The sequence below is a fragment of the Pseudoalteromonas sp. THAF3 genome, from assembly GCF_009363775.1.
GTDB lineage: Bacteria > Pseudomonadota > Gammaproteobacteria > Enterobacterales > Alteromonadaceae > Pseudoalteromonas > Pseudoalteromonas ruthenica.
This window is the reverse complement of the sequence record NZ_CP045418.1, coordinates 63,099-76,319: the sequence shown is the minus strand read 5'-3', so window position 1 is coordinate 76,319 and position 13,221 is coordinate 63,099. Positions and strand designations below refer to the sequence as shown.

At 48.3% G+C, this 13,221-nt stretch carries 11 protein-coding genes; 9 read left to right on the top strand and 2 right to left on the bottom strand.

Going from position 1 to position 13,221, the window contains the following annotated elements:
* Window positions 1–21 precede the first annotated feature (21 nt).
* The 5 genes from FIU82_RS00360 to FIU82_RS00340 all read left to right on the top strand — a co-directional run bounded on the left by FIU82_RS00360 (window position 22) and on the right by FIU82_RS00340 (window position 6,574).
* Window positions 22–621, top strand: a complete 600-nt coding sequence (locus FIU82_RS00360) for a DNA-J related domain-containing protein (RefSeq protein ID WP_152440082.1) — start codon at window positions 22–24, stop codon at window positions 619–621.
* 51 nt (window positions 622–672) lie between these two features.
* Entirely contained in the window at window positions 673–2,742 is a 2,070-nt protein-coding gene (locus FIU82_RS00355; RefSeq protein WP_152440081.1) for a TonB-dependent siderophore receptor, read from the top strand.
* A 114-nt stretch (window positions 2,743–2,856) separates the two neighbouring features.
* Entirely contained in the window at window positions 2,857–4,251 is a 1,395-nt protein-coding gene (locus FIU82_RS00350; protein ID WP_138508521.1) for a M20/M25/M40 family metallo-hydrolase, read from the top strand.
* Between the two features lie 63 nt (window positions 4,252–4,314).
* The gene (locus FIU82_RS00345) at window positions 4,315–5,166 is read left to right on the top strand and encodes a tetratricopeptide repeat protein (RefSeq protein ID WP_152440080.1); all 852 of its coding nucleotides are present in this window, start codon (window positions 4,315–4,317) and stop codon (window positions 5,164–5,166) included.
* A gap of 121 nt (window positions 5,167–5,287) precedes the next feature.
* Complete coding sequence (locus FIU82_RS00340; protein ID WP_152440079.1) at window positions 5,288–6,574, top strand: hypothetical protein; 1,287 nt, start codon at window positions 5,288–5,290, stop codon at window positions 6,572–6,574.
* Between the two features lie 108 nt (window positions 6,575–6,682).
* On the opposite strand, the gene FIU82_RS00335 is transcribed toward FIU82_RS00340, so the two are convergent.
* The gene (locus tag FIU82_RS00335; RefSeq protein WP_152440078.1) at window positions 6,683–8,641 is read right to left on the bottom strand and encodes a S9 family peptidase; all 1,959 of its coding nucleotides are present in this window, start codon (window positions 8,639–8,641) and stop codon (window positions 6,683–6,685) included.
* Between the two features lie 381 nt (window positions 8,642–9,022).
* Between FIU82_RS00335 and FIU82_RS00330 the strand changes: the two genes are divergently transcribed.
* The 4 genes from FIU82_RS00330 (at window position 9,023) to FIU82_RS00315 (ending at window position 12,201) form a co-directional block, all read left to right on the top strand.
* Window positions 9,023–9,328, top strand: coding sequence for an MliC family protein (locus FIU82_RS00330; protein WP_045979496.1), 306 nt, complete (start codon window positions 9,023–9,025; stop codon window positions 9,326–9,328).
* A 58-nt stretch (window positions 9,329–9,386) separates the two neighbouring features.
* The gene (gene ubiD / locus FIU82_RS00325) at window positions 9,387–10,853 is read left to right on the top strand and encodes a 4-hydroxy-3-polyprenylbenzoate decarboxylase (protein WP_045979495.1); all 1,467 of its coding nucleotides are present in this window, start codon (window positions 9,387–9,389) and stop codon (window positions 10,851–10,853) included.
* Between the two features lie 69 nt (window positions 10,854–10,922).
* A complete protein-coding gene (gene fre / locus FIU82_RS00320) occupies window positions 10,923–11,636 on the top strand; it encodes an NAD(P)H-flavin reductase (protein ID WP_045979494.1) in 714 nt (237 codons plus the stop codon).
* 151 nt (window positions 11,637–11,787) lie between these two features.
* On the top strand, window positions 11,788–12,201 hold the full coding sequence (locus FIU82_RS00315) for a CBS domain-containing protein (protein WP_152440077.1): 414 nt from the start codon (window positions 11,788–11,790) through the stop codon (window positions 12,199–12,201).
* Between the two features lies 1 nt (window position 12,202).
* On the opposite strand, the gene add is transcribed toward FIU82_RS00315, so the two are convergent.
* Window positions 12,203–13,207 (bottom strand): adenosine deaminase, encoded by a 1,005-nt coding sequence (gene add / locus FIU82_RS00310; RefSeq protein WP_152440076.1) that lies wholly within the window; start codon window positions 13,205–13,207, stop codon window positions 12,203–12,205.
* Window positions 13,208–13,221: the final 14 nt, after the last annotated feature.

The following is a 13,221-nucleotide window of genomic DNA, read 5'->3' as shown; positions in this document are numbered from 1 at the left end:
AATTACGTTAACGGTTTTATTATGGACGACTCACATTACAACCCACTCATAGAGCCTATTTTAGCGCTCTTAACGGACGGTCAAAGTTGGAAAGTCCATACCCTGGCTAGCCAATTAAAAGCACACGGTCACCTTGGCCGCCTTGATGAAGACTCCATGGCCGATCTAGCTAAACGCAACTTCATCATTATGAATGCACTGTTTCAGCTGCAAGATGAATTGCTCAAAAGCGACTGCTATTTGTCCATATCTAGTTTACATATTCAGCTCGTTTACGGCCACCCAAAACAACGACCTAGCAGCAACGATTCATTGCGAGAATATTACCTCAATTGGCAGAATTACGCCTTATCTCGCGAGCAAGTTATAGACTTGTTAGACCAGTTTTGGCAAGCCTTGCCCATTAACACTTTAGACGATACGACCCTAGCACGTATTAACAAACGTTGGAAATTGTCACAGCCGATTCAAATGCAGGCACTAAAAAAGCGATGGCGCGCGCTTGCGCTGGCGCACCACCCGGATAAAAACACCCACAGTAACGCAGACTTTCAACAAATTCATAATGAATACCAACAGTTACTTCAATATGTGCGAGTAAAAAATAACAATTGCAATTGATAATTACTTTCATTAACATGCGCAACGTTGTTTTTTATCTAGGTAATTATTATGAACCGCCACGCGCTCACTTTAGCAATCGCAGCTGCCTTCCCTACCGCGACTCTCGCAACTGAAAACATGGAAAAGATCGAAGTCGTCGGCTCTTATTTTAACGACTATAAAGTGGATAGCGCTTCAGGCGCCTTACGCACAAATACTTCACTGCTAGAGACGGCTCAGTCTGTGACTGTTATTCCTGACACTATCGTTAATGAGCAACTGGCCACCACACTCGGCGAAGTACTGAGTAATGACGCCAGCCTTACATCGGGCTCGAAACAGCGTAACCGAGAAACATTCAACATGCGTGGGTTTGGCTTAAGTTCATCGACTGGCTACTTACGCGATGGCCACCAGCATTGGTCTCATTACCAACAACCGATTGAAATCCTTGAGCGTGTTGAGGTTATCAAAGGCCCTTCGAGTATCCTCTATGGTCAGTCTGGCCCGGGCGGATTGGTCAATATGGTGACTAAAAAGCCCACCGCCAATCAATTTATTAACCTTGCGGCAGATATCGATCAACACGGCTCCACTCGCTTTATGCTTGATGCAAGCTCTGCACTAACCGAAGATGAGCGCCTGCGCGGACGCGGTATTTTAGTCAAGCAAGATGTAAACTTCTGGCGCGAATACCCCAATGGCGAAGAACGCGAACGAGACCGCTTTTTGGGCGCTGTGGTGTTAGATTATGACCTCACGGACGACACCTTAATACGCGTACATTACGACCGCACCGATGATAAAACAGGATTAGACACTGGGGCTTGGCTAAACAACGATGGCGAGCTTATCGGTGACGATAAAACGATTTACGATTTTTCTTGGGCTTTCACTGATATTACTGTGGAAAATATCGGTCTTGATGTACGCCATTTCATTAACAACCAGTGGCAAGTGAAAGTAGGCTACAACGAGCAAACGTTCGAGCGCCAACGTTTTGAGTCAGCACCGCGCAAACCGAGCGACTATCAAGTCGGTGATAGCTACACCTCGCGCCCCTATGATCGCTTTGATGATTGGCAATTTACTACCGCCTACATCGACTTTGTTGGCGAATTTAAGCTGGCCAATATGCAACACCAACTACTGATTGGTGCCAATAGTCTAGATTACTATTATGGACAGCTTCGCACCCGCGCAGATGCAGTGGATTACACACTCGCTCAGCAACAGCCAAGCCGCCCCAATGTAAGCTATCAGAGCGATGATAGCTTATACACCGCAGAATATGACTACTATGGTATCTATATTCAAGACTTGATCACTGTGAACCCACAGTGGCAAGTCTCTATTGGTGGACGCTACGATAAGCAAAATAAAACCGGTGCCGACAATGAATCTGTACTTCCTAAACTAGGCGTACTTTACCACCCACTGGATACCGCCACGATTTACCTCAGCTACTCAGAAGGCTTCGAGCCGCAGGGCGCCGATAAGCTCAATAATGAAACCGACAAGAATCATAATATGAAACTTGACGCTGTGACTTCTGAGCAAATAGAACTCGGTGCTAAGTGGCAGTTGTTCGATGACCGTTTACTGCTAAGCGGCTCACTGTTTGATATCAGTAAAGACGGCACCTTAGTCACTGAGCTCGTTGAACACCCTGATTATGATTCAATCACTACACAGGTGGGCGAGCAGCGTCATAAAGGCCTAGAGCTCGCCGCACAGGGCGCGGTCACCGATCGTTTTTTCGTCATGGCGTCCACTATGTATCTAAATGCTCAATACGAACGTGATGAGAATTATGAAGGCAACCGCCCTGCGGATGCACCCAAGTGGTCGGCTTCACTGTGGTCACGCTATGAGCTTAACGATGCTCTGGCCTTTAATGCTGGCGTTTTTTACACCGGAAAACGCTTTGCCGACAGTGCCAATACCGTTGAGAAAGATGCGTATACGCGCGTCGATGTCGGTGCTACCTACGCGCTTAAGCTTGCCGGTAATGACATTGACTTAAGACTCAATATTGAGAACCTATTTGATACTGACTACCTTGCCGGCGGTGGCGTCAGTAATGTCACTGTTGGCGAAGGCACGAACTTCCGCCTTGCGGCCCAGTTCAGCTTCTAACCATAAAGAGGTCGCCTCTTGGCGGCCTCCTTCCCTCCCGACCTAGCGCATAAATTATCACCATGAGTAAGGATGTGATTAAATACACTTTTATCTCAAGACCTAGGAACAACCATGAAGTTTGTCTCTTTGTTGGCACTGCCCCTACTCGCATTAGCGCCAATACAGCAAGCAGCCGCAGAGCAATTTACCACTGAGCAATTACAACACACCGCACAAATTCGTCAGCAGGCACAAAACAGCGAGTTAAGTTGGCAGCTCGTGGAGTCCCTTACCACCGAGGTTGGCCCTCGCCTGCCGGGTACCGAGAATGATAAAAAGGCCGTTGCTTGGGCCAAAGCTCAGTTCGAACGGCTCGGCTTCGATAAAGTGTGGCTCGAAAAAGCCCACTTCCCACACTGGCGTCGCTATCATGAATCAGGACATATACTCACTCCTAGCAAACAGCCGCTGCATCTAACGGCTTTAGGCAACAGCGTCAGCACCGCAAAAGATGGCCTAACCGCCCCTATCGTACTGTTTGAAACGCTGGCAGAGTTACAAGCTGCACCCGCCGGCTCGCTAGCAGGAAAAATTGCCTATGTAAACTATCGCATGAACCGTGATATTGATGGCAACGGTTATGGGCCTGCAGTGAAAGCGCGCAGTTCAGGCGCCGTTGTCGCGGCACAAAAAGGCGCAATTGGCTATATGATGCGCTCAGTCAGCACCAGCCATCACCGTTTTGCTCATACCGGTGGCAGTCACTATAAAGAAGGGGTAAGCAAGATCCCCAATGTGGCTATTGCCAACCCAGATGCCGATCAAATTGCGCGACTTATCGCACTCGGCGAACAAGTCACCGTACACATCAATATACAAACCGAAGATTTAGGACAGGGCGAGAGCTATAACGTGATTGGTGAGATAACTGGCCATAGTAAACCTGATGAATACGTGCTCTTAGCTAGCCACCTTGATTCATGGGATTTAGGCACCGGTGCCTTAGATGACGGCGCAGGGGTTGCAATCACCATGGCAGCAGCAAAGCATGTGGCAGCGGTGAAACGCCCGCAGCGAAGTATTCGTGTTGTCCTCTTTGCCGCTGAAGAGCTTGGCCTGTGGGGTGCTAAAGATTATGTCAAAACACATAGTGATGAGTTAGATCACATTGTTGCCGCCGCCGAATCAGACTTTGGCGCCGATGTCGTGTATGCGTTCGAGTCGAACGTGCATGCCCAATCCTTACCTATAGTGCGCGCGATTGCTGAACAACTGAGACCTCTCGATGTAACCTATATCGGCGCAAACTCAGCCCGAGGAGGGCCGGACTTAATCCCATTTGAACGAGCACAATCGAGCCCTATATTTGCCTTGCATCAAGACGGCACCGACTACTTTGATTACCATCACACCGCTGATGACACTCTAGATAAAATCGAACCACATAAACTAAAGCAAAATACCGCTGCGTATGCCGTTTTTGCCTATATGGCCGCCGATGCTAAGGACAAAATTCAAGCAAAATAAAATCTTGCTAACATTTTTTAGTTGCGCTAGTGTGAAAATACTTGCGCAACAAGGAATGTTAGTATGCCAGTTTCTGCCGTCCCCACTGAGCGACTCGCTCCGACACACATCAATAAACGCTTTGGCCGCTATTCAGTACTCAGTGCTTATGGCTTGCCCTTGATGCCGCTAGGCAGACCCGGCGCAGCTCTGAGCCATTGGTTCATTTGGGCGACTTACCATAGCTTGGGCTTGTGGCTTATTGCAGCATTAGTGGTTTTGCTTGTTAATCATAACCACCAACAAGGGCAACAAATGGCTGCCAACTTAGCTGCGCCCAAAATTTGGGATGTGTACGTCTTCGAAAAGCAAGGCCTCAGTCGTGCCCTTGGTAAAGACGCAGCGCCGGGATATCAAGTGCTTCAGGTTAAAGCTGTTGATCCTGATACCGTCACTTTCAAAGTCAGTAGTGTCACTTATAAGCGAGAAAGCGGCACAGACAAAGCCATCAGCATGGATAATTTAATGCTTGATAGCTACTTTTTAACAAATTCCATCTCTCTTGAGCGTCAGCAGCTCGCCCCTTTATTTGCGCAGGGCACGATTATTTCAGCCCGTCGCCCCGAGCATATCTACATTGACGGCGGCATCGTTCGTCCACGACCTAAGCCAAAACCCCTCTACGAAGGGCCTAAATTAAATCAAGCCAACCAAAAAGGTATTGAGTATTTTCGTCAAGGCTTGTGGGCTGAGGCATTGAGCGCTTTTCAGCGTGGTGCCGAGCAAGGTGATGCCTGGTCGCAATACAACTTAGGTGACATGTATTTAAAAGGCCAAAGCACTGAACAAGACACTCAACAAGCATGTCTGTGGTTTAAGAGAGCCGCCGAACAAAACCATCCTAAAGCTAAAATAGCGCTAAAGCACTGTAGCTAGTAAGCGATAACTCCTAGCTGTTACTAAAAACCGGCACCAAGCAATGTTATGTTGCAATATAACACCTTGATGTTACTATATAACAAAACATGGAGCTAGAATAATTATTAAGGAGCTTGCTTTGCGCTTACGTTATTTACCATTATTAGTTGCGACGACATTATTGTGGGGTTGTGGCGACAGTATCGATGACCTAAATCAACCCACAGAAGCTGTACCTGAAGAGCATTCAGAGCATGAGCATAATGATGAACACATCGCCGGACGCCTGTTAATTTCGGCGGCTGAACAGGCTGAAGTAAGCGTATTTAACGCTGAGGACTTAAGCCTCGTCGAGCTACTACCGACAACGCATGTGGTATCTGGCATGTACGCTACACCCTCATTGCGTTACGCTGCGTTGATCCAGCGAGACCAAGGCTTAGTCGAGTTTATTGATGGTGGCGTTTATAGCGAAGACCATGGCGACCATATGCACCCTTACGAGCAAGCCCCTAGCTTGTCATCGTTACAACTTAGTGGTGCTAAGCCGACACACTTTGACGCTGCAGAGCAACAAGCGGCCTTATTTTTCGATGGTGATAAACAAAACACGGTCAACGCATCAGTCACCTTACTTGACGATCATCATATTGGCGAAGGTGAGGTAATTGCCCACCACGAGTTTGCTACTTATATGCATGGTGCCGCACAGATACGCGGCGACTACGTGCTAGCAACCTATCGAGAGGCCAGCAGTGACACTGTATTGCCTAGCCAAGTTGAGCTGTTTCATCGCCATGATGATCATCTTCACCATGAACTACGCTTTGCACCAACCTGCCCGATGCTCCACGGCAGCGCGCAAAATGAAGAACATGTCGCCTTTGGTTGTAGCGATGGTGTACTGCTAATAGAGCAACAAGATACGAGCTTCAGTGCCCATAAGATAGCTAACCCTGAGGGGCTTGAGGGTCGCATTGGCACCATCAAAGCAAGCCATAACTCGCATGACCTGCTTGCCATTACCTCAGCAAAGCGATTGTTTAACCTCGATCCAGAAAATCATGATATGACCGAAGTGTTATGGCGTGATGAAGCAGACGTCGATGCTTTAGCTAGCACCTTTAGCGCTCATCACGGTGCTTACTTTATTCTCGATAATCACGGTGACTTACACGTTTTTGAAGGCGATGGAGGCTGGCATCACAGCACTCACTTCAACCTTTTTTCTCAGGTATCAGAGAACTACCAGTTAGCGGTTGCCGCAGACGAGGAAGCTCTTTACGTGCTCAATCAGCAAGAGAACATGCTACACAAAGTGGACTTAGAGTCGCAGGCCATCACTGCGACCCAAGAGCTTAACTTTGCTGCCGGTAAATTGCAGTGGTTAGGTATCGCTGAAGATGAGCATGACCACGCACACTAGGTTTGTTCCCGTGGCCTGCTTGCCCTTGCGGCTGTAGGCCATTTTCTTACTAAAAGGCCCTGTTTTAAAACAGGGCCTTTTTACATCGCTCAATCACAAGCTAAACCTTTATAAATTAAGGTGTTCAGTGATAAATGCGATCATCTGCTGGTAGTAATGAAGTTGGTGCTCGGCGTTATAAAAGCCGTGTCCCTCATCCTCCAGCAACACATATTGATACGGATGTTCGGTCTTATCTAGGGCGGCTATCAAGGACTCGGCCTGTTCAATGGGTGCGCGCTGATCTTCTCCTCCATGAACAATGAGTACGGGCGCCTTTAATTTATCGACATTGTAACTCGGTGAGAACGCCTTTAGCTGCTTCTTGTCGTTGCCTAAGACCTTGCGTAAGTAGCGCTGTCCACTATCGCGAGCAGCCACGTCACCCTCATCAAACATCAACGGTAAATCATAGACCCCGACTACGCCCACCGCACATTGGAACATATCGGGTTCAATAATAGCGCTTTGCAATGCTGAGTAAGCGCCAAAGCTGGCTCCCATGATGCACATATTATCTTTATCAACCCAGCCTAGCTCTGCCACGTAGTTAACACCGTCAATGATGTCATACTGAATATCACTGCCCCATTTGCGATACCCTGCACGCTGGAAGTTGCCACCAAAGCCGCCTGAGCCCCTGAAGTTGACCTGCAACACAGCTATGCCTCTGCTAGCCAAGAGCTGTACTTCGGGATCGAATCCCCACCAGTCACGAGGACCATGGGGGCCGCCGTGGGGAAGTACAACTAATGGTAAGTCTTTTAATTCCTTACCATGGGGCACGGTAAAGTAACCGTAAATATTCAGCCCATCACGCGCAGTATACTGAATGGGCTTGGTTTGTGACATTTGCGTGGTATCAATCCAAGGCCGCGACGAGAACAAAAACTTCAACTCGTTGGTACTGGCATTAAACAGGTAAAAGCTACTGGGGTGACGATCGCTACCAGTCCACACCACATTCAGGTTGCCATCTTCGGTGCTGCTGATAATGCGTACTTGCCGTCCAGGAACGGCTTGCAAGAGCCCTTTCAGGCGCTTTGCCATAGGCGCATTCTTATCAACAAAAGCATAATTAGGATATTGCGCTTCATATTCAATCGCGAATACCGATTTATCGACCTCATCAACCCATACCTTGCTAGGAGAGACATGCTCTTCTTGATAGACCAATTCATGGGTTTTAGTCTCTAAGTTCAACTTATAAAGGCCGGCTGGTTCGCCATTTTTAGAGGCACTGGCGTACACGACATCCCCTTTTTGGTTAAAGCCATGCAACTTAATATCTGACAACCCCAGGGCCCCGCGCTCAAGCTCAACCCACTGACCCTCATCAAGGTCACGTAAGTGAATCTCTTGGTCGGTGTCATTATCAGTGGAGACCGATACCCGCAAGCGTCCTTGCTCGTCAGTTAAAAACTGCGCCATACGCGACGGTGAACGGGTGACCTGACGACGCAACCCGCGATACACATCCACTTCATAAACGATGGTATGCGGCTCCTTGCTGCCAGTCCAAGGGTAGGTAACCACCAGCATATGTCGCTCATCATCAACCAATGGGTCAAGAATATAAGAGGTGCCGTATACGGAGGTCGCCTTGCGTAAACGCGAGCCTGTCTGTTGCTCCCCCTGATAGCCCATCAGATATTTAGAGCGGCTACCATCGACGTTTACGCCGAATAATTCGCCATAGTATTCAGGATGGTCTTTCCAGCCTCGTAAATACTCTTTGCTTAACACCACGCGCTCATTATTGACCCACTGATAATTGCCAACCTGTGCGTTGCCGGGAAAACTGACGCCGTGATGCATTTTGAAGTTTTCGGTATCAAGAATAAACAGAACATCCTTGCCCTCTTTTTTGGTCATCGCCCCTAAGTAGGCGCCATCAGGAGATAATTTAAGAGAATGGTACTGTGCGCTACGGGAGAAATGTTCTAGGGGAATAAGCTCTGTTTTGGCTTCCTCGGAAACAACGGCCGTGCTAACAAGCCCCAACAGCAGGGCAATAAATAATTTCATTATTTCACTCCATGAAATGCATTTTAAAAGTAGTACTTTTTATTTTTGTTAAATAAGTTACAAGAGTGTACCGCGATAGCAATCATGGTTCCAGCTACGGACTAGATGAAAGAGTTGCTAACATCAGCACAAACGCCAGTCTCTAGCCCAACGTTGTGTGCGATGCGGATTCAGCGCAATACCAGCACCGAATGCGCCCACGATTTTTTGTTTGTGCTGATAACTTTATTTATCGTCGCTCACCCCAAGGGTCGGGCGCTCATGTCATAGCAAAAAGACGGTGAGCTAACGCAGCTGCAATAAATCCTAAAAAAGGGTAATAGGCCGAGTGAAGTGCATACGCTACACTGTAGTTGTCCACAAAATAGGAGTCTTTCACTTATGAAGCCCTCCCTAATAATATTGTTACTTGTCACTTTGTTATCCGCGTGTTCAGAGTTATCCATAGAACCATCCGACAATTCCGTTGGCATTAGCTATCGGTGTGATTCTGGATCGGTATTAAAGGTCGAATATAACGACAGCACGGCCACATTAACGCTTGACGGCGATACTTACAGTTTATCGGGAGAACGCTCAGCCTCCGGGAGTAAATATACTAACGGTGAAATGACCTTCTGGGGCAAGGGCGATGAAGCAATGCTAATGATAGGGAATGAAACCTGGCAGTGTCACCGTAGCCACTGATCGCTTTTCCATTGGGTTACAGTATAATGCTGCAAACACTCAGGCTTAACGAGGCGTAATGAAATATAAAGATCTTCGCGACTTTATCGCGTTACTGGAAAAGCGCGGCGAGCTCAAACGAATTAGCCAGCCCATCGATACTTACCTGGAAATGACGGAAATAGCCGATCGCACATTGCGCGCTAAAGGCCCGGCCCTGTTATTTGAAAACCCCAAAGGTTACGACATTCCAGTATTAGCTAACCTCTTTGGCACTCCTGAACGCGTAGCCCTGGGTATGGGCCAAGATAATGTAGAGGCCTTGCGTGAAGTAGGTAAGCTGTTGGCCTTTTTAAAAGAGCCTGAGCCCCCGAAAGGTATTAAAGAAGCCATAGGCCAGCTGCCGGTGTTCAAGCAAGTGCTTAACATGCCAGCGAAGGAAGTGAAGAAAGCGCCATGCCAACAAGTAGTATTAGCTGGGGAGCAAGTAGATTTAACCCGCCTGCCCATTCAGCACTGCTGGCCGGGTGATGCTGCACCGTTGATCACTTGGGGCCTAACCGTTACCAAGGGCCCGTACAAGAAACGCCAGAACCTCGGTATATATCGCCAGCAATTATTGGGGAAAAACAAGATCATCATGCGTTGGCTATCCCATCGCGGTGGTGCGCTTGACTTTCAAGAGTGGTGTAAAGAGCATCCGGGTGAACCTTATCCGGTGTCGGTTGCCCTCGGAGCCGACCCTGCCACCATACTAGGGGCGGTAACACCTGTGCCCGATACTCTGAGTGAATACGCCTTTGCAGGTTTACTTCGTGGCGGTAAGACCGAAGTGGTCAAGTCTGTTTCCAACGATTTACAGGTTCCCGCTAGTGCCGAATTCGTGCTTGAAGGTTACATTGCTCAAGACGAGCGCGCCCCTGAAGGCCCTTATGGTGACCATACCGGCTATTACAATGAAGTCGATGACTTCCCTGTTATGACGGTGACCCATGTTACGCACCGTGAAAATCCTATTTATCACAGCACCTATACTGGCCGCCCACCCGATGAGCCGGCTATTTTAGGCGTCGCCCTGAACGAGGTATTTGTACCTATACTGCAAAAGCAATTCCCAGAAATAGTCGATTTTTACCTGCCCCCAGAAGGCTGCTCATACCGCATGGCCGTAGTGACCATGAAAAAGCAGTATCCAGGACATGCAAAACGAGTAATGATGGGAGTCTGGTCGTTCTTACGCCAGTTTATGTACACTAAGTTCGTCATTGTCTGTGATGACGATGTCAACGCACGCGACTGGAATGATGTCATTTGGGCGATCACCACCCGTATGGACCCCGCTCGCGACACCACCCTAGTGGAAAACACCCCGATCGATTATCTCGACTTTGCTTCACCTATTTCTGGTTTAGGTTCAAAAATGGGCATGGACGCAACCAATAAGTGGCCAGGGGAAACGGATCGCGAATGGGGTGAGCCTATCGTTATGGATGACAAGGTCAAACAACGCGTTGACGAAATCTGGGATTCCCTAGGTATCGACTAAAGTGCAGACTTATCGCCACAGCCGCTTATGTGATACGCTGTGGCGCAGCTAAAATCATAAAGGTTAATCATGCAAACACTAAAAGCGGATGTGGTAAGCATCACGCCACTGACAGAATTTGTTTCCAAGGTTGTCTTGGCACCAGAGCAGCCAGCTGAGTTTGAGGCGGGTCACTACTTGCAGCTCGTTTTAGCCGAGAAAGATAAGCGCGCCTTCTCTATCGCCAGCCGCCCAAGCCAAAAACAGCAAATTGAGCTGCATATCGGCGCATCGGGCGCTGATAGCTATGCGATGCAAGCCCTCGATCATTTGCGCCAGCACCATGAAAATGGCACCCAAGCGCTGATAGAAGTAGGTTTAGGCGTATCGCAGTTACGCATCGACTGCACCCGTCCGGTGGTATTGTTAGCCGGTGGCACCGGTTTTTCATACGTAAAATCAATGGCCGACCACCTAGCTGAAATTGACTGTGACCGTCCCGTCTTTTTTTACTGGGGTGTGAAGCATGAAGATGCTTTATATGCCAAAGAGGAAATGCAGCAGTGGGCAGCTAAACGCAGTAACTTCACTTTTATCCCGGTGGTTGAGCAGCCTCAAGGTGAATGGCATGGTCATACCGGCCTTGTGCACCACGCGGTGATGAAAGACATTGTTTCCTTGGAGCCTTACTCTATTTATATGGCGGGACGCTTCGACATGATAGGCATTGTACGCGACGACTTCATAGAGCATGGTGCCCAGCGCGAATATATGTTTGCCGACGCATTTGCTTTTATCAAATAGAGGCAGCAAGCTAAAGCCCTACATTCCACCGATGTAGGGCTAACTCTCACTCAACCATCCATTAGATCGAACGCTTCCATTTATTTATTCCCTTTTACCTATCAAAAAGACAAGCCTACACTGCTCCTAAGACTTAAAGGAGTGACAGATTATGTTCGATTTAAAAGTACACCATGTTATGAGCCGCAGCTTTCTTTCTCTCAGCCCAGACTTGGAACTAACAGCAGCCATTGCGCTGCTCAAGAAGCACCAAGTTATAGGCGCACCTGTTGTTGATGAACAACAACAGTTGGTGGGTTACTTGTCGGAGCAGGATTGTCTGGCACCGCTGACCATCAATAGCTATTTTTGTGATGGCCGCATTACAGTGGCTGATGTGATGCACCAAGATGTGCTCACAACATCCACACAGACGCCACTGCTGGAGGTTGCGCTAAAAATGCAACAACCTCATAAACCCAAGCAATACCCCGTAGTGGAGCAAAACAAAGTGATAGGCATCGTTAGCCGTACTCAGGTTTTACATGCGCTAAGTCGCAGCTATCAAAGCTGCAATGCAGCCTAATTTATGAACGCTGCGCCGCTTTCACTTTTAATGCAGCTTTATCACCGTCACTTAAATAAGCGATAGTCAGGGCGTTTTCTTGGGCCTGAGTGATATGCTCTTGGCTGAGGCCGGCTTGGTAGGCAGCATGCTGATATTCATTAGCAAGCTCGATGCCTTGCACCGCTGGGTCATCGGTGTTGATGCTAGCCAAAATGCCATGCTCTAAAAATTGTTTGAGTGGATGTGTATCAATTTGAGCTACTGTGCTGGTCAGTACGTTACTGGTCAAGCAAGATTCAATACCGATACGGTGATCGCGCAAATAATCCATCAGCTTGGGGTCTTTAGCGGCGTTAACGCCATGGCCGATGCGGTCAGCCCCTAATCCTTCAATGGCTTGCCAGATACTGCGTGAATCTTCGGCCTCGCCAGCGTGAATAGTCGCTCGCAAGTCGGCTTTGTGAACTTGCCTAAAGTGATCAACAAACAACTCCCCGGGGAAGCCCAACTCATCACCAGCTAAATCAACGGCGACCATGTGCTCTTTGAAGGCTAAGATGGCATCGAGTTCTTGCTGGCACTTTTGCTGGCCAAAGGTACGCGATAAAATGCCAATTAAGTTGACTTGAACGTCATGCTCTTGCACCGCGCTGTGGATACCATCAACCACCGCTTCTACTACACCTTGCGGATGCAGACCATGACTCATCGCCATGTAATAGGGGCTAAAGCGCAACTCGGTATAGTCAATACCTTGTGTAGCTGCGTCTTCGACATTTTCAATAGCAATACGACGACAGGCGTCATAATCCCCTAACACTTTCACTCCCCAATCCAGCTTAGCCAGAAATGAGACTAAGTCTGGAGCAACCTCGATTACCTGAACATGAGGGCGTAGCGATTCAAGATCGCTGCCTGGAAGGTCAAGATTAAACTGCTGACCAAGCTCTAAAATTGTTTTGGCACGCACATTGCCATCAAGGTGGCGGTGTAAGTCGAGCAATGGTAACTGGCGATTGATCATAATGACCCCCTAGG

Coding starts and splice junctions, on each gene's coding strand:
- FIU82_RS00360 (WP_152440082.1), top strand. CDS start 22: ATGGACGACTCACATTACAACCCACTCATAGAGCCTATTTTAGCGCTC.
- FIU82_RS00355 (WP_152440081.1), top strand. CDS start 673: ATGAACCGCCACGCGCTCACTTTAGCAATCGCAGCTGCCTTCCCTACC.
- FIU82_RS00350 (WP_138508521.1), top strand. CDS start 2,857: ATGAAGTTTGTCTCTTTGTTGGCACTGCCCCTACTCGCATTAGCGCCA.
- FIU82_RS00345 (WP_152440080.1), top strand. CDS start 4,315: ATGCCAGTTTCTGCCGTCCCCACTGAGCGACTCGCTCCGACACACATC.
- FIU82_RS00335 (WP_152440078.1), bottom strand. CDS start 8,641: ATGAAATTATTTATTGCCCTGCTGTTGGGGCTTGTTAGCACGGCCGTT.
- FIU82_RS00330 (WP_045979496.1), top strand. CDS start 9,023: ATGAAGCCCTCCCTAATAATATTGTTACTTGTCACTTTGTTATCCGCG.
- ubiD (WP_045979495.1), top strand. CDS start 9,387: ATGAAATATAAAGATCTTCGCGACTTTATCGCGTTACTGGAAAAGCGC.
- fre (WP_045979494.1), top strand. CDS start 10,923: ATGCAAACACTAAAAGCGGATGTGGTAAGCATCACGCCACTGACAGAA.
- FIU82_RS00315 (WP_152440077.1), top strand. CDS start 11,788: ATGTTCGATTTAAAAGTACACCATGTTATGAGCCGCAGCTTTCTTTCT.
- add (WP_152440076.1), bottom strand. CDS start 13,207: ATGATCAATCGCCAGTTACCATTGCTCGACTTACACCGCCACCTTGAT.